Annotated in this window: 23 protein-coding genes; 19 read left to right on the top strand and 4 right to left on the bottom strand. The window is 51.9% G+C overall.

Annotation, left to right across the window (positions count from 1 at the left end; translation table 11 throughout):
• Positions 1 to 107: 107 nt before the first annotated feature.
• From Q3O59_RS14250 to Q3O59_RS14240, 3 genes are all read right to left on the bottom strand, one after another.
• The gene (locus Q3O59_RS14250; RefSeq protein ID WP_305946219.1) at positions 108 to 1,031 is read right to left on the bottom strand and encodes an NYN domain-containing protein; all 924 of its coding nucleotides are present in this window, start codon (positions 1,029 to 1,031) and stop codon (positions 108 to 110) included.
• Between the two features lie 290 nt (positions 1,032 to 1,321).
• On the bottom strand, positions 1,322 to 1,753 hold the full coding sequence (locus Q3O59_RS14245) for a hypothetical protein (protein ID WP_305946218.1): 432 nt from the start codon (positions 1,751 to 1,753) through the stop codon (positions 1,322 to 1,324).
• 510 nt (positions 1,754 to 2,263) lie between these two features.
• Complete coding sequence (locus Q3O59_RS14240) at positions 2,264 to 4,015, bottom strand: DEAD/DEAH box helicase (RefSeq protein WP_305946217.1); 1,752 nt, start codon at positions 4,013 to 4,015, stop codon at positions 2,264 to 2,266.
• Positions 4,016 to 4,309: 294 nt separating this feature from the next.
• Between Q3O59_RS14240 and mioC the strand changes: the two genes are divergently transcribed.
• The 17 genes from mioC (at position 4,310) to Q3O59_RS14155 (ending at position 20,327) form a co-directional block, all read left to right on the top strand.
• The gene (mioC, locus tag Q3O59_RS14235) at positions 4,310 to 4,747 is read left to right on the top strand and encodes an FMN-binding protein MioC (protein WP_305946216.1); all 438 of its coding nucleotides are present in this window, start codon (positions 4,310 to 4,312) and stop codon (positions 4,745 to 4,747) included.
• 436 nt (positions 4,748 to 5,183) lie between these two features.
• Positions 5,184 to 7,073 (top strand): tRNA uridine-5-carboxymethylaminomethyl(34) synthesis enzyme MnmG, encoded by a 1,890-nt coding sequence (gene mnmG / locus Q3O59_RS14230; protein WP_305946215.1) that lies wholly within the window; start codon positions 5,184 to 5,186, stop codon positions 7,071 to 7,073.
• Complete coding sequence (rsmG, locus tag Q3O59_RS14225; protein ID WP_305946214.1) at positions 7,073 to 7,711, top strand: 16S rRNA (guanine(527)-N(7))-methyltransferase RsmG; 639 nt, start codon at positions 7,073 to 7,075, stop codon at positions 7,709 to 7,711. Before mnmG ends, rsmG begins: the two co-directional genes overlap by 1 nt.
• Before the next feature lie 19 nt (positions 7,712 to 7,730).
• Positions 7,731 to 8,534: a ParA family protein gene (locus tag Q3O59_RS14220; protein WP_228589954.1), complete on the top strand. Its 804-nt coding sequence runs from the start codon at positions 7,731 to 7,733 to the stop codon at positions 8,532 to 8,534.
• A 17-nt stretch (positions 8,535 to 8,551) separates the two neighbouring features.
• Entirely contained in the window at positions 8,552 to 9,427 is an 876-nt protein-coding gene (locus Q3O59_RS14215; protein ID WP_228589952.1) for a ParB/RepB/Spo0J family partition protein, read from the top strand.
• Between the two features lie 125 nt (positions 9,428 to 9,552).
• On the top strand, positions 9,553 to 9,930 hold the full coding sequence (locus Q3O59_RS14210; protein WP_228589950.1) for an ATP synthase subunit I: 378 nt from the start codon (positions 9,553 to 9,555) through the stop codon (positions 9,928 to 9,930).
• 15 nt (positions 9,931 to 9,945) lie between these two features.
• Positions 9,946 to 10,788 (top strand): F0F1 ATP synthase subunit A, encoded by an 843-nt coding sequence (gene atpB / locus Q3O59_RS14205; RefSeq protein WP_305946213.1) that lies wholly within the window; start codon positions 9,946 to 9,948, stop codon positions 10,786 to 10,788.
• 44 nt (positions 10,789 to 10,832) lie between these two features.
• Positions 10,833 to 11,072, top strand: a complete 240-nt coding sequence (gene atpE / locus Q3O59_RS14200; RefSeq protein WP_228589946.1) for a F0F1 ATP synthase subunit C — start codon at positions 10,833 to 10,835, stop codon at positions 11,070 to 11,072.
• A gap of 35 nt (positions 11,073 to 11,107) precedes the next feature.
• Entirely contained in the window at positions 11,108 to 11,578 is a 471-nt protein-coding gene (gene atpF, locus Q3O59_RS14195) for a F0F1 ATP synthase subunit B (RefSeq protein WP_305946212.1), read from the top strand.
• 12 nt (positions 11,579 to 11,590) lie between these two features.
• Positions 11,591 to 12,124 carry a F0F1 ATP synthase subunit delta gene (gene atpH / locus Q3O59_RS14190; protein ID WP_305946211.1) on the top strand — a complete coding sequence of 178 codons (534 nt, stop codon included), beginning with the start codon at positions 11,591 to 11,593 and terminating at the stop codon, positions 12,122 to 12,124.
• 14 nt (positions 12,125 to 12,138) lie between these two features.
• Entirely contained in the window at positions 12,139 to 13,680 is a 1,542-nt protein-coding gene (atpA, locus tag Q3O59_RS14185; protein ID WP_305946210.1) for a F0F1 ATP synthase subunit alpha, read from the top strand.
• Positions 13,681 to 13,735: 55 nt separating this feature from the next.
• Complete coding sequence (gene atpG, locus Q3O59_RS14180) at positions 13,736 to 14,599, top strand: F0F1 ATP synthase subunit gamma (protein WP_228589938.1); 864 nt, start codon at positions 13,736 to 13,738, stop codon at positions 14,597 to 14,599.
• A gap of 32 nt (positions 14,600 to 14,631) precedes the next feature.
• A complete protein-coding gene (atpD, locus tag Q3O59_RS14175; RefSeq protein ID WP_228589936.1) occupies positions 14,632 to 16,020 on the top strand; it encodes a F0F1 ATP synthase subunit beta in 1,389 nt (462 codons plus the stop codon).
• 17 nt (positions 16,021 to 16,037) lie between these two features.
• Positions 16,038 to 16,457 carry a F0F1 ATP synthase subunit epsilon gene (locus tag Q3O59_RS14170; RefSeq protein ID WP_305946209.1) on the top strand — a complete coding sequence of 140 codons (420 nt, stop codon included), beginning with the start codon at positions 16,038 to 16,040 and terminating at the stop codon, positions 16,455 to 16,457.
• 508 nt (positions 16,458 to 16,965) lie between these two features.
• Positions 16,966 to 18,456 (top strand): alpha/beta hydrolase, encoded by a 1,491-nt coding sequence (locus Q3O59_RS14165; RefSeq protein WP_305946208.1) that lies wholly within the window; start codon positions 16,966 to 16,968, stop codon positions 18,454 to 18,456.
• Positions 18,457 to 18,459: 3 nt separating this feature from the next.
• Positions 18,460 to 19,194 carry an ABC transporter ATP-binding protein gene (locus Q3O59_RS14160; RefSeq protein ID WP_305946207.1) on the top strand — a complete coding sequence of 245 codons (735 nt, stop codon included), beginning with the start codon at positions 18,460 to 18,462 and terminating at the stop codon, positions 19,192 to 19,194.
• On the top strand, positions 19,191 to 20,327 hold the full coding sequence (locus Q3O59_RS14155; protein ID WP_305946206.1) for an ABC transporter permease: 1,137 nt from the start codon (positions 19,191 to 19,193) through the stop codon (positions 20,325 to 20,327). Before Q3O59_RS14160 ends, Q3O59_RS14155 begins: the two co-directional genes overlap by 4 nt.
• A gap of 33 nt (positions 20,328 to 20,360) precedes the next feature.
• On the opposite strand, the gene Q3O59_RS14150 is transcribed toward Q3O59_RS14155, so the two are convergent.
• The gene (locus Q3O59_RS14150; protein ID WP_305946205.1) at positions 20,361 to 22,502 is read right to left on the bottom strand and encodes a winged helix-turn-helix domain-containing protein; all 2,142 of its coding nucleotides are present in this window, start codon (positions 22,500 to 22,502) and stop codon (positions 20,361 to 20,363) included.
• Positions 22,503 to 22,788: 286 nt separating this feature from the next.
• Between Q3O59_RS14150 and Q3O59_RS14145 the strand changes: the two genes are divergently transcribed.
• Entirely contained in the window at positions 22,789 to 23,034 is a 246-nt protein-coding gene (locus tag Q3O59_RS14145) for a hypothetical protein (protein WP_305946204.1), read from the top strand.
• 4 nt (positions 23,035 to 23,038) lie between these two features.
• Complete coding sequence (locus Q3O59_RS14140; protein ID WP_305946203.1) at positions 23,039 to 23,929, top strand: TraB/GumN family protein; 891 nt, start codon at positions 23,039 to 23,041, stop codon at positions 23,927 to 23,929.
• The last annotated feature ends 101 nt before the right edge of the window (positions 23,930 to 24,030 follow it).

The raw sequence follows: 24,030 nt of genomic DNA, 5'->3' as shown, positions 1-24,030 counted from the left end.
AAAACCTATCTTACATAAGCGAAAGAGCACTGGTTCCATCCTGAAACGACATCCTTGCCGTTTGGCGGAGTCGCCAGGAAAAACGCGGGTTTTCCTGGCTCGCAAAATTATTTTCCAGCTTTAACGTAATTGATGTATGCCTTCGCGTGCTCAAGGACAAGTTTGGCTTCATCTTTGGTATCAAGCATCTCAATTGCGGGTCTATGAAGATTGGGCAAACCTTGTAAATTAGCTGCTACTGGATCTTGCTCCAACCATTTATAGACAGAATTGCGCTTACATAAACCTTCAAGTAGTAATTCGAAAACTTCGGATGCGAGTTTTGATTCACCAAACCATTCTATTGGTTTTCTGATTATTTTTTTTCCAGCCTGTATGGCTCTTGGCAATTGAGCCTGTGATAAAATTTGGCTAGATAAAGCTCCTGTACTCCAGTCCGCATTTTTAATTAGCTGCCCAGAAGGTCTTGTAGCAGGATCTCTTATTGGAGAAATAATCCCTGTTTTAATATGTGGTAATTGCGCCAACATATTGATTAACGGTGCGAGATCAGAATCGTTGGATACAAAGATATGCAATTGTTCAGTGGTATCTGTATAGGCGTCCTGAAGAGAGTTTATGGCGATATTAACGTCGGTTTGTTTTTCCTCAATATGCCAAACCAATGTTTTTTCACAACCGGCATGGGGTGCTTTGGGCGCCCAATAATCAAACGCTCTACGAATTACCGGTGTTACCGTGTGGTAACCAAAAATAATGTCTAGCTCGGGGCGATGGTAAAGAGCTTGTAATGCTTTGTGGTAAGCATCTTGATCCCTGGCAGCTGTTTTCTCAAACGCACTGGTATTTAGGACTTTAGCTGTGAAATACTTAGCTTCAACATTGCCATTTATTTGTCTGAGAATGTGCTTAGGCGCTGCTATTTGGCAGCATAATTTGGCGAGCTTGATTGGATCTAACCATTTGAAAGGACTATTTTTTAGGACTCCGTAATACAGATTGTAGCCATCGATGTACACTCTAGTTTTCAAACGGAATCCATACCCTTAAATTATTACTTGTTTTTTAGATACGAAAAAACCACCTTTCGGTGGCTTTCTCTCCCTCATCTCATAAGTCACAATGCTTAAGTAGATTTTGGGTTAGTTGTAATCATAATAGCAGAGTTGTCAGGTAAACTGGTCTGATGAGTTAGTCCGCAACCCTTAGAGCCACCTCTACAACATATACCTTGCAAATTTGTAGGGTCAAGCACAGTCACAGTGGCGCGAGTTTACGAGCGTCCGGCGGCAGCAGGCCGAGAACTGCTACGTCTGATTGATTAAATGACTACAAGCTCAATGCTTAGCATATGCTTTGATTCAATCATTTTGAGGAACATTCCATCTAGGCGTCCCCTCAACGAACTGATACCGTTTTCCTCACTGATAAACACAAGTTTTTTTAGCTTTTCTTCTGCATCTTGGTACTCATTGTAGGTAAGCACCTTTACCAGATCCTTGTAAAATTCGTGATGCGTATTCTTGCCAGAAACCTTGAGTTCATATGCTGTCTTTGTCTGTAAATCGACGACATCGATGCGTTCATTGTTTGCCCTTGAAACTCTCACTTCACCCACCACGTCATCATTGCAAACCGCTGCTTGCCACTTCTTCGTGATGAGTTGTGCAGACTTGGTGTGTGCAGAAACATCGCCTTCTTGTAGTCGATGCTGTAGATGAATTTTTCTCAAAGTCTCAACGATCATCGCCATTTAACACTTATTCAGCGGGTCGCCCCGTAGTGAAACACTGTTCAAGCTGCTTCTGTCAATTTAATATACAGAACACTACACAGTTATCTTTAGGCTTACAACAACTTACGGATACAATTGATGTAAATCTGGCAGACAAGTACGGGTTCATCCGTCAATAAAGGCACTGTTAGCATTATCAATAGATTGGATATAAATTCAGCAATTATGTCTCGGATGATGAAATGAAAAAATGTCCGCTATTGGCACAAAGCAGCACCAATCTATCAATCATCAGCGTTAAGCCCTATTAAAAGAGGTGATTAAGGTTTGTAGCTATGATGAGGGAATCAGTCTGCAAAGCCTCATGGACGAGGCGAAAAAAAACGTACACACGATTAGACATAATGTGTACGTTTTAACTCTCACTCAACAGCCACACATAGTGGCACTGCTCACTCACCCCCGAATAGGCATGGTGCTTACTTTAGACTCATTGAAACAAGTCTTTATCAAGCATCCAAGCCGGGTTTATTGCGAGCGGCGCCTGGAGGCAGCACCCGGGCGTGGGCCTGCGCCCGGACGAGGCCCTGGTCCACTTCGACGTTCGCCAGCCCCCTGATCGACCGAGATATTCAGCTTTTGCTTGCGCACATAGACCTTTTTCAGGTGCTGGAATATTTCCTGCGGCATGCTGGCCGGCAGCTCAACGGTACTGAATTGATCAAACAACTTGATGTTGCCAATAAACTGACTGTCGATGTTGGCTTCATTGGCAATAGCGCCAACGATATCGCCAGCACGCACCCCATGCTCTTTGCCCACTTCAATGCGGTAGGTGGTGTAATCGCCTTTCATTTCACGGCGCTGACGAGGCCCGCGTTCTGGGCGATCGCCACGCTCCCGCACTGGCCGGTCACCACGCTCACGATCCCGCTTGCTCATGGGTTCGCGCAGCTCCGGGAACTGGCCAGCCACATTCAGCGGCTGTTCTTTTTGTGCCAGATAAAGCAGGGCTGCGGCCAGTTCGTTGCTGTCGCAATCCAGTGTTTCCTGCCAGGACGCAATCAACTCCTGGAAAAAGCTCAGATCCTGGGTTTCAATCGACTGGGCCAGCTCAGCCCGGAAGTTTTCAATCCGGCGCTGCTCGATCACTGCACCGGTCGGCAGTGTCATCTTCTCGATTGGCTGACGGGTAGCCTGTTCAATGCTGCGCAGCAAACGGCGTTCACGTGGCGAGACAAACAAAATCGCCTTGCCTTCCCGGCCAGCGCGCCCGGTACGACCAATGCGGTGCACATAGGCCTCACTGTCGTAAGGGATGTCGTAGTTCACCACCAGACTGATGCGCTCAACATCCAGACCACGGGCGGCAACATCGGTGGCAACAATCACATCCAGTTGGTTGTCTTTTAAACGGCGAATGGTCTGTTCACGGTGGGCCTGATTCATGTCGCCATTCAGGCAGGCCACGGCATAACCACGGGCGCCCAGTTTAACGGCAATCTCTTCGGTGGCACTTTTGGTGCGCACAAAGACGATGCTGGCATCGTAGTCTTCCCCTTCCAGCACCCGGGTCAGCGCATCCAGCTTCTGGCTGTTGTCCAGCAACACAAAGCGCTGGGTAATGCGCTCAACCGTGCTGGTTTTGGCGGCAATTTTAATTTCGTGCGCATTGGTCAGGTGTTTCTGGGCAATGGCACGGATCTGGGTAGGCATGGTCGCTGAGAACATCGCGACCTGGCGGCCAGCCGGGGTCTGATCCATGATGGTTTGCACATCATCGATAAAGCCCATCCGCAGCATTTCGTCGGCTTCGTCCAACACGATGGCTTTTAAGTTATCCAGCACCAGGGTTTTGCGCTCCAGATGATCCATTACCCGGCCTGGGGTACCAACCACCACCTGACAGCCACGCTTTAAAGAGCGCAACTGGTTGCTGTAGCTTTGGCCACCATAAATTGGCAACACATGAAACTGCGGCAGGTATTTGGCGTAGGCCTGGAAAGCCTCGGCAACCTGAATGGCCAGTTCTCGGGTAGGTGCCAGCACCAGAATTTGCGGCTCACGTTGGCCAGCTTCGAGCCGGGCCAGCAATGGCAAGGCAAAAGCAGCTGTTTTGCCGGTACCGGTTTGGGCCTGTCCCAACAAGTCACTGCCAGCCAGCAATTTGGGGATGGATTCAGCCTGAATAGGAGACGGCGTTTCGTAACCCAACTCTGCCACAGCTTTCAATAGTGCTTCGGGCAGATCCAATTCAGCAAAAGATGTCACTTCAGACATAAATAATAAAACCTCAATACACAGGCAGGCAGCATGGTTGTGCTATTCTGGTCTTTACCTTGCCTGCCTGGCAGTAAAAACACCAAAAATCCGGCAATGCCCAGTGCACCGCCAAATCATCATCCAATGGCATACCCAATGGATTTCAAATGCGCGTAGGCGGCAAGACCCTTCATCCCCATGAGCTTAGCAATACTAAGTGATTGAGGTGAACAATCGCAGCCAACACCCGTGCATTTTGAAAGACGACGGGTATAGTATAGTCAAACATCCAACAAACCTTAGGACAGATCGATGATCCAAATCCTTGTCGGCAGCCAGATGGGTGCAGCGGAATATGTGGCAGAACAGGTTGCGGAAACCATGGCTTTAGGAGGCGTTGAAGCAAAACTTCATTTGGCTCCTGAATTGGATCACATCGCAGCCAGCGACAGCTGGCTGGTGATCACGTCCACTTATGGCGCAGGGGATCTGCCTGATAATATTCAACCCTTCGCGGATCGATTAGCACAAGATCAACCTGATCTTACCACAGTTTCCTTTGCCGTGATCACTTTAGGTGACTCCAGCTACGATACTTTTTGTCAGGCCGGCCGCACTTTAAGCAGCTTATTGCAGCAATGTGGTGCCAAACTGCTGTTACCGGCACTGGAAATTGATGTGCAACAGCCTGATTTACCAGAAGATCAAGCCATCGCCTGGCTGCCGAACTACCTGCAACTTAGCCGTTAAACCGATCCTTGGATCCCAGTTGATCACCCCTTACCAAGAAGTTACCCACATCTTTTAGGGTTGAAAATATTTTTTGTGTATAAATACGGTATAAACCAAGGTGTAAGCTGTTTTTATCCTATGCACTGAAATCAATCTCGTATCGCCTGTGGATAAATAGCATGGTTATCCAAAGGTTCGATCCGCCAGGATCGGGTCTTGATCACAGGATCCGATCCTTCTTAACCCAATGTATTTAAATACGAAAAATTGGTTATCCAAGCAGATCCTTCCCCTTAATAGTAATCATAATAAAAGATCTTTAAAAAGATCCTATTTATAGATCTTAATTGATCCTGAAGATCCAGCTGCATTTTGAGCTTGGTGCCACCCGCTGAAACAAGGTACAATACGTGCCCTTTTTGCCGGGTCGAACCATCTTAACTGAGGCACAACTATGCATTACCAGACTTCCTTTGATGTCATCGTGATCGGCGGTGGACACGCCGGGACCGAAGCTGCACTGGCTGCGGCAAGGATGGGTATGCATACCTTATTGTTAACCCACAACATGGATACCCTGGGTCAGATGTCTTGCAACCCGGCGATCGGTGGGATCGGCAAAGGGCATCTGGTGAAAGAGATCGATGCTTTGGGTGGCGTAATGGCGCAGGCTGCCGATCTGGCCGGGATCCAGTTCCGCACCCTGAATGCATCCAAAGGGCCGGCCGTTCGGGCTACCCGCGCTCAGGCGGATCGCCAGTTGTACAAAGCCGCCATTCGGCAGAAATTGGAAAATCAGCCCAATCTGTTTATCTTCCAGCAAGCCTGCGACGATTTAATTGTCGAACAGGATCGGGTGACTGGGGTGGTAACCCAGATGGGTCTGCGCTTTGTTGCCAAAGCTGTGGTGCTGACCACAGGGACCTTTTTGGGCGGTCAGATCCACATTGGACTGCAAAATTACAGCGGTGGCCGGGCGGGCGATCCACCCTCCATTGCTTTGGCGCACCGTCTGCGTGAAATGCCCTTCCGGGTTGATCGACTCAAAACCGGTACGCCACCACGACTGGATGCCCGCAGTCTGGACTTTTCTGTGATGCAGCCGCAGCCAGGCGATACGCCCTTGCCTGTTTTTTCGTACCTGGGCTCTGCCGAACAGCACCCACAGCAAATTCCTTGTTACATCACTTACACCAACGGCAATACCCACGATCTGATCCGCGGTGGTTTGGATCGCTCGCCAATGTACTCCGGTGTGATTGAAGGCATTGGGCCACGTTATTGCCCGTCGATTGAAGATAAGATCATGCGTTTTGCCGACAAGGATCAGCACCAGATTTTTGTCGAGCCTGAAGGCCTGACCACGCATGAAGTCTACCCGAATGGCATTTCCACCAGTTTGCCCTTTGATGTCCAACTGGCATTGGTTCGTTCGATCAAGGGGTTTGAACAGGCGCACATTACCCGGCCTGGCTATGCCATTGAGTACGATTTCTTTGATCCACGCGATCTGAAAAAGTCGCTGGAAACCAAATTTATTCAGGGGCTGTTTTTTGCCGGCCAAATCAACGGCACCACTGGCTACGAAGAAGCCGGTGCTCAGGGGTTGCTGGCCGGTTTGAATGCGGCCTTGCAGGTGCAGGGCAAAGACAGCTGGGCGCCAGGTCGCGAGCAAGCCTATTTGGGCGTACTGGTGGACGATCTCAGTACTCTGGGGACCAAAGAACCCTACCGGATGTTCACCAGCCGGGCGGAGTACCGTCTGATGCTGCGCGAAGACAATGCCGATGCCCGTTTAACCGCCAAAGGCCGTGAGCTGGGTCTGGTGGATGATGAGCGCTGGGCCAGTTTTAACGCCAAGATGGAACAAATTGAGCGCGAACACCAACGTCTGCAGCAGCAGTGGATCCATCCACAGCACCCGTCGCTGGACAAAGTCAATGCGCTGCTGAAAACGCCACTGAGCCGCGAAGCCAGTTTGGAAGAGTTGATCCGCCGACCGGAGGTCAGTTACCGCGCGCTGATGGCGATTGAAGGGCTGGCGCCAGAAGCTTTGGATCCGCTGGCTGCGGAACAGGTTGAAATTCAGATCAAGTACCAGGGCTACATTGACCGGCAGCAGGACGAGATCGACAAACAAAAGCGCCATGAACAAACCCGGTTACCGGCTCAGTTCGACTACAGCCTGGTCAAAGGCTTGTCCAACGAAGTCATCAGCAAACTGAATCAGACCCAACCTGAAACAGTCGGCCAGGCTGCGCGTATTTCCGGCATTACACCGGCTGCCATCTCCTTGTTGCTGGTGTACCTGAAAAAACAGGGCTTGCTAAGGAAAAGTGCCTGATGTTGCGTGCCGAACTGGATCGTTTGCTGGCGCAAACGCAGCTGAGTGTCAGCGATGCGCAACGTCAGCAGCTGGTGCACTTTGTGGAGCTGCTGGCGAAATGGAATCAGGCCTACAACCTGACATCGGTGCGGGATCCGCTGCAGATGGTAGGCCGGCACATTCTGGACAGTCTGGTGGTAGCACCTTACCTGGCGTCAGCGCAGTGCCAGCGTATCATTGATGTGGGCACAGGCCCCGGTTTACCGGGCGTGCCTTTGGCGATCCTGTATCCGGAGAAAGAGTTTGTTTTGCTGGACAGTCTGGGCAAGCGGATCCGTTTTCTCAATGAGGTAAAACGTCAGCTTGGATTGAACAACATTACGCCGCTGCAAAGCCGGGTTGAAGCGCATCAAGCTGCCGATGGCTATCATGCGGTGCTGAGTCGCGCCTTTGCCAACTTGCAGGATATGGTCGACTGGTGCCAGCATTTGCCAGCAGCAGAGGGCCGTTTTCTCGCCATGAAGGGCGCGGCTGTGGAAGAAGAAATTGCAGCTTTAGCGGATTTTGTTAGAGTAACGGCTGTACACGCACTCGAACTGCCAGAGCAAGCTTGCGCGCGCTATCTGGTGGAACTGGTAAAAACAACAGCTGCATAGCACGGAACAAGGGGTTGGTGTGGGAAAAGTCATCGCAATTGCTAACCAGAAAGGGGGTGTTGGCAAAACCACCACAGCGGTGAATCTGGCTGCGTCCATGGCCGCTACCAAACGCAAGGTGTTGCTGATCGATCTGGATCCTCAGGGCAATGCCACCATGGGCAGTGGCGTCGATAAATACGAAGTTCCGGCCAGTGCCTATGAACTGTTGATCGATGAAACCCCACTGGATCAGGTGGCGGTGAAAGAAACCAGCGGTGGTTACCACCTGGTGGCTGCCAACTCGGATGTGACGGCAGCCGAAGTCCGGTTAATGGATGTGTTTGCTCGTGAATTGCGCCTGCGCAATGCGCTGAAACCCTGGCGCAACAGCTACGATTTTATTTTTATCGACTGCCCACCGTCACTGAATATGCTAACCGTCAATGCGATGGCTGCCGCCGACTCGGTGCTGGTGCCCATGCAATGCGAGTACTATGCGCTGGAAGGCTTAACCGCGCTGATGGATACCATTCGGCAGTTGGCGGCTGTGGTCAATGCCGACTTGAAAATTGAAGGCATCTTGCGAACCATGTACGATCCGCGCAATCGTTTGGCCAACGATGTATCGGAGCAGCTAAAACAGCACTTTGGCGATAAAGTGTACCGCACCGTGATCCCGCGCAACATCCGGCTGGCTGAGGCACCAAGCTTTGGTTCGCCGGTGATGTATTACGATAAGAGCTCCACCGGCGCCAAAGCCTATCTGGCTTTGGCAGGTGAATTGCTGCGTCGGGCCGATAGCAAAGCCAGGCCGCAACCCCAGTTCAGTGGCACGGATTAAAAAGGAAAATCAAGCAGATGGTGGTAAAAAAACGAGGCCTGGGTCGGGGGCTGGATGCATTGCTGACCGCCGCTCAGCCGGCAGAGTCCAAACCCGTCGCCGCCAGTGAGTTGCAGAAGCTGGCCATCGAGTTTTTGCAGCCTGGCAAGTACCAGCCCCGTAAAGACATGTCGCAACAGGCGCTGGAAGATCTGGCCTTGTCGATCCGTGCTCAGGGGGTGATCCAGCCCATCGTGGTTCGCAAAACCCAAACCGATCGCTATGAAATCATTGCCGGTGAACGCCGCTGGCGTGCTGCTCAGTTGGCCCAACTGGCCGAAGTGCCCTGCATCGTCAAAGATGTACCGGATGAAGCCGCGGTCGCCATTGCGCTGATTGAAAACATTCAGCGTGAAGATCTCAATGCGATGGAAGAAGCGGTGGCCCTGGAGCGCTTGCTGACCGAGTTTGAACTGACCCATCAGCAAGTGGCCGATGCGGTCGGGAAATCCCGTACCAGTATCACCAACTTGCTGCGCCTGAATCAGCTGAATGACGACGTGAAATTGCTGCTTGAGCATGGCGACATTGAGATGGGCCATGCCCGGGCCTTGCTGGCGCTGGAAGGTGAACAGCAGTCGGAGACCGCCCGCCAGGTGGCTTCCCGTCAACTGACGGTGCGGGAAACCGAAAGCCTGGTGCGTCGGGTGCAGCAGCCACCGGCCCCGAAAACCGCGGTAAAAAAAGATCCCGATGTGCAGGCTCTGGAAAACCGTCTGAGTGACCACTTTGCTGCCCCGGTGCAAATCGATTACAACCGCAAGGGCAAGGGCAAGTTGGTTATTGGCTATTCCAGCCTGGATGAGCTGGAGCAAATACTCGAGAAAATGCAGGGGCAGGCCCAGCCGCTTTAATGGTTTGTGAGCTGTAACTATCGTCGGGAAAACGCCGCTTTTGGTTGCAAATTAAGGCTGGATAAGTATACTTACGCAGGTTTTTTGACCCCTGAACCGGCACTGTGGTCAACAACGGAGTCGAAATGCAGCCAACAGCACGTCAGGTACGAATTGCTTCCTACCAAATGATAGGCTTTCAGCTGCTGGTTGCATCCGTGATGATGCTGGTTTTTTTCCAGTTGCAGGGGGCTCAGGCAGCCTATTCCGCTTTGCAAGGCGGTTTGATTGCTGCGTTACCAAATTTAGTTTTTGCACTCTTTGCTTTTCGTTACCTGACGCAAGGCAGTGCAGAACAGGCCCGCAAGTCCTTTATGCGAGGCCATGCGCTAAAAATTTTGCTGACGATTGCTTTATTTATCGGGGTGATGCGACAAGATGATGTGGTGGCCTCTGCACTGATCATCAGTTACACCATCACCCTGCTGGCACAATGGTCGGCCGTTTTTTTCTTTAAACATTGATAATTGGGATGAAACATGGCTGATAGCAACATTTCAGTCCAGGGTTACATCAGTCACCACTTAACTGATTTAACCGTAGGGGAAGGCTTTTGGGCTGTGAACCTCGGTGCATTGGGTTGGTCACTGATTCTGGGCACACTCTTCATCATTACTTTCGCAGTCGTAGGGCGCAGAGCGACCACCGGCGTCCCCGGCAAGTTTCAGTGCCTGATCGAGATGATCATTGAGTTCGTCAATGGTTGTGTCAAAGAAACCTTTCATGTCAAAGATAAGCTGATTGGCCCTATCGCGCTGACCATCTTTATGTGGATCTTCCTGATGAACCTGATGAAGCTGGTTCCGGTGGATTGGTTCCCAACAGTGGCAGGTATGGTTGGTTTGGCGTTGAACAGCAGTGCCCTGCCTGAGTACGCAGCCGATTACAGCTTCCTGGAGCGTGTGATGGCGCACCCATGGAGCTACCTGACCATAGCCCCAACTACCGATGTCAACATCACTATGGGGATGTCCTTGGGTGTCTTTATCCTGATTCTGGGCTATTCCATTTATTACAAAGGGCTGGGTGGTTTCAGCAAAGAGCTGGCCTTCACCCCGTTCAACCACTGGTTGTTTGTGCCTTTCAACCTGGTGCTGGAGTTGGTGACCTTGTTGTCCAAGCCGGTCTCTCTCGGATTGCGTTTGTTCGGTAACCTCTATGCCGGTGAAGTTATCTTCATTCTGATTGCATTGGTCGGATTGGCGCAGTTGCCGTTGCACTTTGCCTGGGCGGTGTTCCATATCCTGGTCATTGTGTTGCAAGCCTTTATTTTTATGATGCTGTCCATCGTTTATCTGAGCATGGCAGCAGAGAAACACTAAGTCGTTTTTTTTAACCTTAAACCTTTAGAAACTGGAGAAACTCAATGGAAGTTCAAGTCGCAACCTTGTTTGTAGTCGCAATCATTCTGGGTGTTGCTGCCCTGTCTACTGCATTTGCTTTTGCCATCATGGGCAGCAAATTCCTGGACGCCAGCGCGCGCCAGCCTGAAATGGCACCACAACTGCAAACCAAGATGTTCATCCTGGCAGGTCTGATTGATGCGATCTCTATGATTGGCGTGGGTGTTGCTCTGTTACTGTTGTTCGCAAACCCGTTCATCTAAGAGTCCTCGTTCATCAACTTTAAAGGAGGCTCGTTGTGGATATAAACGCAACCCTAATAGGTCAATCGATTGCGATGGCGGTCTTCGTGTGGTTCACACTGAAATTTGTGTGGCCACCGATCAACGCAGCGATTGAAGAGCGCCAGAAAAAAATCGCTGATGGCTTGGCCCACACTGATCGGGCAGAGAAAGATCTGCAAATCGCTCAGGACAAGGCCAAAGACATCCTGCGGGAAGCTAAAGATCAGGGCGCTGCTATTATCAAGCAGGCCCAAAAACGCGAAGGCAAGCTGATCGAAGAAGCGACCATCAAAGCCAACGAAGAGCGGGATCACATCCTGGCTCAGGCGCGGGCGGAAGTGGAAGCAGAGAAAAGCCGCTTACGTGAAGATCTGCGCAAACAAGTGGCGGCCTTGGCCGTGGCTGGTGCCGAGCGCATCCTGCAACGCGAAATTGATGACGCTGCACATAGCGACATTCTGGAAAAACTGGTCCAGGAACTGTAAAAGGAGCGAGCCATGTCAAACTTGACGAATATTGCTCGTCCTTATGCCAAAGCAGCCTTTGACTATGCTGTAGAGCAAAAGCAATTGGCTGATTGGCAACAGATGCTGACCTTTGCCGCTGAAGTCGCAAAGGACCCCCAAATGATCGCTTTTTTGGGCAGCAACAGCACTGCAGAAACCCAAGCCAACTTGTTCAATCAAGTTTGTGCGGATCAGCTCACTCAGCCTGTTCAGAATCTGATCAGGCTGATGGCTGAAAACAAACGTCTGCAGGCGTTGCCTGAGGTTCTGGTTCATTTTGCTGAATTGAAAAATGACCACGAGCGCGAAGTGCTGGTGGATGTCACCTCAGCCAAGCCGCTTGATGCTGCTGCACAGGAAAAGCTGGTCGCTGCTTTATCCAAGCGTCTGGAGCGAAACGTAAAATTGAACTGTAGCGTTGATCCTAATGTGGTCGGCGGTATGTTAATGCAAGCGGGTGACCTGGTCATCGACGGCTCGGTCCGTGGTAAGCTGGATCGGCTTATCACCACGCTGCAGTCCTAATTAGGAAACAGAGTATGCAACTGAATTCCACTGAAATTGCTGAACTGATTAAGCAACGTATTGCTCAGTTCGATGTGGTCAGTGAAGCTCGCAATGAAGGTACCATCGTTCAGGTAACGGACGGTATCATTCGCATCAATGGCCTTGCAGACTGTATGCAGGGTGAAATGATTGAGCTTCCTGGCAACCGTTACGCAATTGCGCTGAACTTAGAGCGCAATTCTGTTGGTGCCGTTGTCATGGGCCCGTACGCGGACCTGACCGAAGGCACTAAAGTTAAAAGCACTGGCCGTATCTTAGAAGTTCCGGTTGGTGAAGCCCTGCTGGGTCGTGTGGTAAACACCCTGGGTGCACCTATCGATGGCAAAGGCGCAATCGATGCAGCCGGCTTTGAGCCGGTTGAAAAAATTGCTCCGGGCGTTATTGACCGTCAATCGGTCGACCAGCCTCTGCAAACCGGCTACAAGTCGGTTGACTCGATGATCCCAATCGGTCGTGGCCAGCGTGAGTTGGTGATCGGTGACCGTCAGACCGGTAAAACGGCACTGGCCATCGATGCCATCATCAACCAGAAAGGCACTGGTGTTAAGTGTATCTATGTGGCGGTTGGCCAAAAAGCATCCACCATTGCCAACGTGGTGCGCAAGCTGGAAGAGCACGGCGCTCTGGCCCACACCATCGTGGTGGTGGCTTCTGCTTCGGAAGCTGCGGCCCTGCAGTTCCTGGCACCTTACGCCGGCTGTACCATGGGTGAGTACTTCCGTGACCGCGGTGAAGATGCGCTGATCGTGTACGATGACTTGTCCAAGCAAGCTGTTGCTTATCGTCAGATTTCTTTGTTGCTGCGTCGTCCACCAGGCCGTGAAGCCTACCCGGGTGATGTGTTCTATTTGCACTCCCGTTTGCTGGAGCGTGCATCTCGTGTCAATGCCGACTACGTTGAGCGTCTGACCAATGGTGAAGTGAAAGGCAAAACCGGTTCTTTAACCGCCCTGCCAATCATTGAAACCCAGGCGGGTGACGTTTCTGCGTTCGTACCGACCAACGTGATCTCCATCACCGATGGCCAGATCTTCCTGGAAACCGATTTGTTCAATGCCGGTATTCGCCCTGCGGTGAATGCGGGTATCTCGGTATCGCGGGTGGGTGGTGCGGCTCAGACCAAAGCCATCAAAAAGCTGGGTGGCGGTATCCGTCTGGCCCTGGCTCAGTACGCTGAATTGGCGGCTTTCGCTCAGTTTGCTTCGGATTTGGATGACGCGACCCGTGCCCAGTTGGAGCATGGTCAGAAAGTTACTGAACTGATGAAGCAGCTGCAGTACGCGCCAATGAGCGTCGCGGACATGACGTTGTCTATTTTTGCCATCGAAAAAGGCTTTATGAAAGATGTGGCGACCGACAAGATTGGCGACTTTGAGTCGGCTCTGTTGTCCTATGCCAAGTCTGAGCATGCTGAGCTGCTGGCAGAAATCAACAAAACCGGTGGTTACAACGACGAGATTGAAGCAGGTTTGAAAAAGGTGGTTGAGACCTTCAAGTCCACCCAAACCTGGTAACAAGACATGGGTGGCCTGGCCACCCTTAGTCGTTGAATGAAACGGAGACATCGTCATGGCCGGTGGTAAAGAGATAAAAAGCAAAATTGGGAGTATTAACAATACTCGCAAGATCACCAGCGCTATGGAAAAGGTTGCGGTCAGTAAAATGCGCCGCGCGCAGGATCGAGTCGCTGCATCCCGCCCATACGCTGAAGGTATGCGCAAAGTGGTCGGAAATATGGCCGGTGGTAATCTGGACTATCGTCATCCTTACATGGTTGAGCGTGAAGTCAAAACCGTCGGTTACATCATTATCTCAACCGATCGTGGTCTTTGTGGCGGCCTGAACAGCAACGAGTTTAAGCGTGTGCTGCTCGAGCTGAAAGACTGGAAAAGCCAGGGTGTTGCGACCGAGTTTGCCCTGATTGGCAACAAAGCAACCGCCTTTTTCCGTCGTTTCGGTGGCAAGGTACTGGCTCAGCAAGCCGGTTCCAGTGAAAGCCCAAAACTGGCTGACATCATTGGGACCGTGCAGGTGATGCTGAAAGCTTATCTGGAAGGTCGAATCGATCGCCTCTATTTGGTGTACAACCAGTTTGTCAACACCATGAAACAAGAGCCAAGGATCGATCAACTGTTGCCTTTGCCAACCCACGATGCGCCTAAGCGTAAATACAAGTGGGATTACATCTACGAACCCAAGCCAGAGCCGATCATCGATATGCTGATGGATCGCTACATGGAATCGCTGGTGTATCAGGGGCTGGTAGAAAATGCGGCTTGCGAACACGCTGCCCGTATGGTGGCGATGAAAGCCGCAACCGACAACGCCGGCAACCTGATGGATGAGCTGAAGTTGGTTTACAACAAAGCGCGTCAGGCGGCCATCACTCAAGAGCTGAGTGAGATTGTATCGGGCGCAGCTGCGGTTGGTTAAGTGAACAGTTTTGAGACATTTGAGGAAACAACATGAGTCAAGGTAAGGTAGTCCAAATTATTGGCGCCGTTGTGGATATCGATTTTCCACAAGATGCGGTACCTGGTATCTATGACGCGTTGAACGTAACTGATGGCGAGCTCGCTGGTCTGGTGCTGGAAGTTCAGCAGCAGCTGGGTGGCGGCACAGTACGTACCATCGCACTGGGCACAACGGATGGTCTGCGCCGTGGTGCTGCCGTCAGCAATACCGGTAAAGCCATTCAGGTACCCGTGGGCAAAGCCACACTGGGCCGTATTATGAACGTATTGGGTGAGCCGATCGACGAAGCGGGCCCTATTGGTGAAGAAGAGCGTTGGTCCATCCACCGCGAAGCACCAAGCTACGAAGATCAGTCCGCATCCAACGCCCTGCTGGAAACCGGCATCAAGGTTATCGACCTGGTATGTCCGTTCGCCAAGGGTGGTAAAGTTGGTCTGTTCGGTGGTGCCGGTGTTGGTAAAACCGTGAACATGATGGAGCTGATCCGCAACATCGCGATCGAGCACAGCGGTTACTCGGTGTTTGCCGGTGTGGGTGAGCGTACCCGTGAAGGTAACGACTTCTACCACGAAATGAAAGACTCCAACGTACTGGATAAAGTATCGCTGGTGTATGGTCAGATGAACGAACCACCAGGCAACCGTCTGCGTGTGGCCCTGACCGGTCTGACCATGGCGGAAAAATTCCGTGATGAAGGCCGTGACGTGCTGTTCTTCGTGGATAACATCTACCGTTACACCCTGGCCGGTACCGAAGTATCGGCACTGCTGGGTCGTATGCCATCGGCGGTAGGTTATCAGCCGACGCTGGCCGAGGAAATGGGTGTGCTGCAAGAGCGGATCACCTCGACCAAAACCGGTTCCATCACCTCCATTCAGGCCGTTTACGTGCCTGCGGATGACTTGACGGATCCATCGCCAGCAACCACCTTCTCGCACTTGGATGCAACCGTAGTACTGAGCCGGAACATCGCTTCTTTGGGTATTTACCCGGCGATTGACCCACTGGACTCCACTTCACGTCAGTTGGATCCGCTGGTCATTGGCAAAGAGCACTACGAAGTTGCCCGTGGCGTGCAGACTGTACTGCAGCGTTACAAAGAGCTGAAAGACATCATCGCCATTCTGGGCATGGATGAGCTGTCGGACGAGGATAAAACCACGGTATTCCGTGCCCGTAAAATCCAGCGTTTCCTGTCTCAGCCATTCTTCGTGGCAGAAGTCTTTACCGGTTCTCCGGGCAAGTACGTGTCGTTGAAAGACACCATCCGTGGTTTTAAAGGCATCCTGGACGGTGAGTACGATCACTTGCCAGAGCAAGCCTTCTACATGGTTGGCTCCATTGACGAAGCTGTTGAGAAAGCGAATAAGCTGAAGTAAGCAGCTGAGGAGGCGACATGGCGATGACAGTGCATCTGGACGTAGTCAGTGCGGAAGATAAAATCTATTCCGGTCTGGTTGAGTACGTCGAGGTAACCGGCAGTGAAGGTGTTCTGGGTGTGTTACCGCACCACAGTCCTTTGCTGACCACCATCAAGCCAGGCATGGTGCGCATCGTCAAGCAATTTGGTGAAGAACACTTCATCTATGTTGCTGGTGGCGTGCTGGAAGTGCAGCCGGATGGTGTCACGGTACTGGCCGATGTAGCTAAGCGGGCCGAAGATCTGGATGAGCAGGCAATTCTGGAAGCGCAACAACGCGCTAAAGATGCGATGCAACACGCCAGTGCCGATTTCGACTACGCAGAGGCCGCGGCTCAGTTGGCGGAAGCCATTGCACAGCTGCAATTGATCCGCAAATTGCGCAAAACCAAATAAGCAAAGCGAATCGCTTGCAGCAAAAAGCCACCTTCGGGTGGCTTTTTTATTGGTTGAATTGAAGCAGCCTGGTGTTCGTTGCGTCTATACCAGCGACCAAGCAACTCAATGTTTCTGCTGATGCTATCCCATAATGTTTAGATAATAAAATTAATATATCAAAATCAATTGCTTAAATTATTTATGTTTTGAATGAATTCCTAAGAGTTCGATAAGCGACACTGGGCAGCTGCCACCTTATAGTTTGGCTATCCGGTTCTGAACACAGGCTGGTCATTTACCAAACCATGGATATCAGGGAGTCAAGATGCGCTATTCATCCTCGTTAAGCCGCCTCAGTCAAGTAACTAGTTTTCATCCAGAAACGGGCTCCTGCCCTTATTCTGGAGCGACAAATGAAAATTGCGATTTCCATTTATCTCACATTTTCAATGCGTTAGCACGCACCGAAAATGGCAGCGCATCCGTGCGCTGCGCTAGTGCCCGCCTTTCTGGACGGGCACTAAGTATGCTGGCTGCTTTATTGTTGTCTGCCTCAGCTGTTGCTGAGCCTTTATCCGGTGCTCGCAGTGCCACGCTGGAACCTTGTCATGCCAAGGGGCTCAGTGATCGCATGTTGTGCGGACGTATTGAACAACCGCTATCAACCGACAGTAACGCCAGCGATCAGGGCAGCATCAGCATTCATTTTGCCGTGTTACCTGCTATTAAGCCCGTCTATCCGCATGAAGCGGTGCTGGCATTTGCCGGTGGGCCTGGGCAATCGGCTTTTGATGCGGCTGCAAGCTTCGAGCACTCGTTGCGCTATGCCCGCGAGACTCGTGATATTGTGTTGGTTGACCAGCGTGGCACTGGCCGGTCCGGATTATTGCAATGCGATTCGATGGATCTTGTCACTCAGTTTGCGCTCGATGAGACTTCAATCGACATGGCAGCACTGATTCGCAGCGAGATGAAGACTTGCCAGCAACAGCTTCAGGTTGATTTGCAGCATTACACCACTCAGGCTGCAGCCAGTGATTTCGAAGCCGTCCGGATAGCACTGGGTTACCATAAGCTTCATTTGTACGGTGGCTCTTATGGCACCCGTATGGCGCAGGAATACATGCGGCAGTACCCGGAAGCTGTGTTGAGTGCGACTTTGGATGGGGTGGTTCCTTTTCAGCAAAGTTTTGCGGCTATGGGGCTGGCATCGGATGCCTCCTTAGCGGCATTGTACCGGGACTGCGAAACCTCAACGGCTTGTAGCAAGTCATTTCCAGCAGCAAGCCAGCAGTTGCAGCAGCTGATCACACAGCTTGAGCAAGCGCCCATCCACACACAAGTGCGGCATCCCCGCACCTTTGAACGCATCGAGCTGACACTAACCCGCTCCAAGTTGCAGCAGGCGCTTCGATTTGGGCTCTACAGCAACAGCACCCGTGCTTTGATCCCATTGGCTGTTGAAAAGGCCAGCCAGGGGGATTACAGCGCTCTGGTCGGTTTGATGCTGGCACAGGACATGGTGACCGACTTGTCCGTCGGAGTGAATACCGCTGTGGTCTGCGCGGAAGACTGGCCATTTTGGACCGAAGAAAACCGGGCTTACTACAGCGGCAGTTATCTGGGCCATGAATGGATGGAAGCCGTCGACAACATCTGTCCGATCTGGCAGCTAACACCTGTAGCAGCGGACTTTCTGCAACCTCTAAGCACCGATATACCGGTATTGCTGCTATCCGGAGGCTTGGATCCGGTCACGCCGCCCGAGGGAGCTGAGCTTGCGATGGCTGAAATGCGTCATGCCAAACATCTGATTGCGCCGGAGGCGACCCATATCGTCGCCAGCCAAAGTCGCTGCGCCCCCAAATTAATCAGTCAGTTTATTTCGGAACAGTCGGTCGAAGCGCTGGATGGCAGCTGTCTGGAACAACCGCTTCGTCAACCCTTTTTGACCAACGCCAATGGCATCGCGATGCCGACAGCACCAGCGTCAACACAGCCTCAGAGTCAGGAGTAAGTCATGATCAAAGTCACGGATTTGTACAAAAAAATAGGCGATGTTCAGGCGCTAAATGGCCTGAGCTTCCAGGCAGAGAATGGCACCATTACCGGTTTGTTGGGACCCAATGGAGCCGGAAAAACCACATGCTTACGCACCTTGTTTGGCCTGCTAAAAGCCGACCGTGGTCTGGCTGAAATCGATGGGCTGGATATCGCCAGGCAACCACTGCAGGCACGCAAGCAGCTGGGGTTGTTTCCGGATCCTTTTGGCCTGTACGAGCGATTAACCCCACGTGAGTATCTGGAGTTTTTTGCCGGGATCCATGGCATGACAACCGCCGATGCGCGGGAGGCGACTGCCAAAGTGCTGCAAGTATTGCAGATGGACGACATTGCCGACCGGCGCAGTCAGGGGTTTTCGCAGGGCCAACAGATGAAAGTGGCCTTGGCGCAGTCCATTGTGCACCAGCCGACCAATATTGTGCTGGATGAACCCACCCGCGGTCTGGATGTGATGAGCACCCGAGTTTTGCGTGAGTTGCTGTTGCGCCTGAAGCAACAAGGGCATTGCGTGCTGTTTTCCAGCCATGTGATGCAGGAGGTTGCTGCCCTCTGCGATCAGGTGGTGGTGATGGCCAAAGGCCGTGTTTTGGCGCAAGGAACGCCATCAGAGCTTTGCGACCGTACTGGCAAAGCCAATTTGGAAGAAGCATTTATTGCATTAATTGGAACCGATGAAGGAATCGCAGCATGATCGCATTAATTCGCACTTTATTACGAAAAGAACTGCTGGATGCCAGCCGTGATAAACGCTCAGTCATGGCAGGCCTGTATTACGCCATCGGTACCCCGGTGCTAATGTGCCTGTTGTTTGCGGTACTGCTGCAGCAATTAAGTTCGAACGATGAGCTGTATATCCGCATCGATAACGCCGAAGCTGGCCCTGCTCTGGTGCAGTACCTGGCCAACCGGGAGATTTTTCATGGCGATGAAGGTAAAGCCAGAGCAATCCGGCTATCGCTGGCGGATAACTTTGAACAACAGATGCAGCAAGGTCGGCCGGCGACGGTGATTTTGGATGCCGATCATTCGGATGATCGCTTGCTAAGCTCCATCCGGCGCATCGAGCGGGCACTGGGGCGCTACAACAGTGAGGTGGCCCAACTGCGGCTGATGGCGCGTGGTATTGATCCGGCGCTGATGCAACCGGTGGATGTGCAAATCCATGATCAGGCAACGCCGGATTCGCGTGGTGGCATGTTTTTGGGGATTGCTACCCTGACCATCATTCTGACCTTGTTTTACGCCGCCATGAACCTGGCCATTGATACCAGTGCCGGTGAGCGTGAACGCAACTCCCTGACCTTGTTGCTCAGTCAGCCATTGCTAAGCTGGCAGCTGGTTGTCGCCAAAGTGCTGGCCATTACCAGCTTTTCCATGCTGGGTCTGGTGGTCATTTTAGTCGTTTCCAAGTTTGCTTATGGCTTGGTGCCCTGGGAGCAATTGGGCTTTACCATTCGTTTGAATGCCGACTTTATGGTGTTTACGCTGTTGATTGGCCTGCCGCTGGCGCTGCTGTCAGCCAGTTTGCAAGTCTTGGTTTCGTTTTTGGCCAAGTCGTTCAAAGAAGCGCAAACCTACGTCACCATGGTACTCTTTATTCCACTGACGTTGAGTATGGTCACCACCTACAACATTGCCACCGACTACGTGCAATGGTTGCCGATTGCAGCACAGCAGCAAGCGATGATTGAGTATTTAAAAGGAAGTGCGCTGCCACTGCCGCAATTGCTGGTCTCCACCCTGCTAACCTTGCTGCTTTTTGTCCTGTTCAGCTATGGCAGCAGCCGGCTGCTGAAAAGCGAAAAAGTTGTCTTTGGTCTGTGATGCCCAACCCCGGTGGTGGCACCGGGGTTGTCTTTAGCGCCACTCAACAAACTTAATGGACTGCTCTGCCGGCTGATAAATGGTGAGAAAAACCGTGTTCTCCGAGTGCGGATCAGGTTGCAGTTGGACAATCTGGTAAGGAATGTCCCAAACTTGGCTTTGCTCTGGATTGCCTGGCAAAGTTCTGGCCACAGTGCCCATGATGTTAAAACGATAAATGGCCTCTTGCTGGAATCGCATCACCGGGAACCACTGGCTTTCTTCGTCAGCAGGGAGTACCGGGCTATCCTGGCGGCCACCATCGACATAACGCAGCAGTTGGCCCGCTCTGTGGTAGTGCAGTCGGCCTGCTGCATCGACCACCGGATGGGTGGCAGGAAGATGACTTTTTTGCTGCCATTGCTCGCTGAACAAATCGTAGGACCAGACAAACTCACCGCTTGGTTGCACTTTGACCAGATAAAGCCCACTGCTATCGGCTTTCCAAACGGGCCGCCCCATAGTGCCTTGCTTACTTTTTTGCCGCAGGTGTCGTTGCTGAATATCCAATACATACAAATTGCCGGCCTTGGAAAACGCGATCATCCGGCCGTTGGGTGACCAGGCGAGATCGGCAATGGGACTGCTGGAGTCGGGCAGTTCGGTCAATTGTTGCAAACCATCCTCACTCTGCAGCCACAACTGCCAGCTGCCGGTAAAGTCTGCCGAAAACACCGCACGATCGCTTTGGGTCGGATCCAGTGCAACGGCCATGGTGTTGCCTGCCGCATGCAGCAAGGGGGTGATTTCAACTGCTGAATCATCGTCATTCAGATTAACTTTTACGATCTGAAAGTTGTGCTGCTTGGTGCTGATGCTTAAGGGAGAGGTGTACGCCTGATGGTCGGAATAAAGGCTAAGCTCGCCAATCCGCGTGCTATCGGGCAGCAGCTTTAACTGCATCTCTTTGCTGTGCACATCAATGTAGACCAAAGCGTCATAGGCTGGGATGACCAGATAGCGGTCATCCAGGCTCCAGCTCAGATCAAGCAGCAGTGCGCTAAAGTCAAAGCGATACAGCAGTTGATGTTCCCGACTGGCCGGATCGTAGAGGTAAAGGTAAGGTTTGCTTTCATCATTGTAATAGAGGTACGCCAAACGCTCACCTGAGCGGGACAGTGCCAGCAAAGAGGCGCCAATTCCGGATTCCGGCGCACTGAGCAGCACCCGTTGATTGCCTGACTCAAGTTGCTTCGCCATCAGGCTGGCCGGCGTAAAGGGCCCCTTGGCCGAATCGGTGTAATACAGCGTCTTGCCATCGCGACTCAGTTGCGCAACCCCAAATACCAAACCTCTGCAGGCACTTAAGGTCTGCACCTCGTAAAGCGGATACTGCTCCAGCTGATACAGCCGGTAGTAACAACTGCCATCCTGAGTGCCAAGCTCCATGGTTAAAAGCTGCTGGCTGTCGGGTTGCCAGCTTTGCAGACTGATCAGAGTATGCTCCCGTTCCAGCACCAAATCTTGCAAGCTTAAGGGGTTGAGCAAAGAGCGGACTATGGTGCGGACACTGCCGTCTGGCTGAGTGTGGTTGAAGGCGAGTAAGCTGTTATCCGGTGATAGCAAAGGCCTGGATTCAACGCCCTTGTACCAGGTTACTTTTTGCTGTTGGCTAATGGTCAGTTCAAAGCGCTCAATACCAGCAGGCTGCGGGCTGCTGTGATCCGGTTTGAGGCTGCTAGCCTGCCAAAAAACCAGGCCGGTGATTAGAAGCAGCAGAGTCAGTGCACCGGCCCACCACCATGTCTTGGCGATGGGGCGACTCTGTGCTGCCGGTACAGCCGGTGCTGGCTTGGCTTCGTGCGTTGCCGTGGTCTGATTTTGCAGGCTTGGGCTGGAAGACACATCCAGTTGCAAGCTGTAGCCCTTGCGATGGTGCGTTTTAATGGGGGACTGGGTCAGTTCCGGGTGCTGCAAAATTTTACGCAGCTCAGAAATGGCGCGGTTGATCGCATTGTCATCAACATAGCTTTGCTGCCAGACGGCATCAATCAGCTGCTGGCGGCTGAGGATTTGTCGGGGATGCTGCATAAAGTAAAGCAGCAACTTAAACAGCAGAGGCTCCAGCTCAAAGCGATGTTGCCCATACTGAATGCTGTAATCCTCTGGGTTTACTTTCCATGGCCCTAAATACACCTTGACTCCCTGATTCGTAACATCACGCCCACCACTTCGCTGCTACTGTAATGGAATTGCTGATAAAACGAAACACTAGCCATAAAAAACCTTATGAAAATATTATCCGGTTTTCATAAGGTTTTTTATTCCCTTTATTTTTAATGGCTTATAGTTGCATCGTTAGAAATAAATCCATTAGACCCCGATAAGCGACACCAGGCGATCGAGACGCTAGAGTTGGCATCAGTAGTTCAGCTGACCCAGGTTGGTTGCCATTAAAACACATAGTAAGAGGGATATTTAAATGAAAAAGTTAACATGTTCATCCATTGCCTTGATCTCAGCTGCTGTATTGTTGGGGAATTCGGCCATTGCGGAGTCAAAAACGAGTTCCGAAACTGAAACAATGACGGCACCCTACGTGCAGCTGATTGCTGATGAAGGCAGGATTCTGATGGAGGAGGTGCGGGCAGAAATTAAGCTCGAGCTGCGCCGTCGTATCCGGGATGCCATTCGGGAGTTGCCATTGTCGTTGAATCGTCCGGGCTAACCGCATGCGATCTGCTCAAATTTGGAGTCGGCTGGCACACTTTGTGATGGTGTCAGCCAGTCTGCTCCCACTGTGGTTGCAGGCAGAATCCGTGGTTTGGAAAGTCAGCAAAGAACAGGATTATCTGTATCTGGCTGGCACCGTGGTCATGCTACCAGAGCGCGACTTTGCCTTACCGTCCTCAATCGAGGCGGCTTACAACAAAACCAACCGGTTGATCCTGGAAGTGCAACAGCTGCAAAGCTCGGATGCGCAGAGCACGCTTGCCGTGTTGCAAGCGTTGCATTATTCGCAAGGACAACAACTGCTGCCGCAACTCACCGCAGCCACAAGACAACAGCTGCAGCAGCATCTGCTGACCGCTGCTGTGGATCTGCAGCAACTGAATGACTACAAGCCGGCCATGCTGATGGTGCAGCTTTTGGCGATAGAAAAGCAGCGCCTGCAGCTGAGTGGCTTCACTGTGGCTGAGCACCTTGCTGCCTGGGCCGAAAAAGAAGGGCGGGCGATTGAACACCTGGAAAGTTTTGATCAGCAGCTGCAGTGGCTGACTGATTTGGGCCAGGGGCATGAAGAGGCGTTTATCCGGGCTGCTCTGCTGCAAGCAGAGCGTTTTGCAAAAGACTACCACCGCCAGCTGGATGCCTGGCAAAGGGGGGATTTGCAGCAACTGACGCCAATCCTTAGGTGGTTGCAGCAAAACGATCCGAACAGCTACCAGGCGCTGTTTTGCAAACGGCAACAGCAGTGGGTAGAGCAGATTGAAGCCTTTTTCGGCAATGGTTACCGGGAGCTGGTGTTGCTGGATCTGCTGCACTTGGCCGGCGAGCAAGGGGTATTGGCTCAATTGCAAGCACGTGGCTACCTGTTAGAACCCTTGATAATCTCTAACTAATCTATTGATTTTTATGAAAGTTATAACTTGGTCACAACGAAATCATTGCTTCATCCGCTGCTTGTTATCGGTGCAACGGGTTATGCGGGTTAGGCTTGTGG

Source organism: Alkalimonas delamerensis (assembly GCF_030717955.1).
Classification (GTDB): domain Bacteria; phylum Pseudomonadota; class Gammaproteobacteria; order Enterobacterales; family Alteromonadaceae; genus Alkalimonas; species Alkalimonas delamerensis.
Note: the sequence above shows the minus strand (reverse complement) of the source record. Positions and strands in the feature narration are given on the sequence as shown.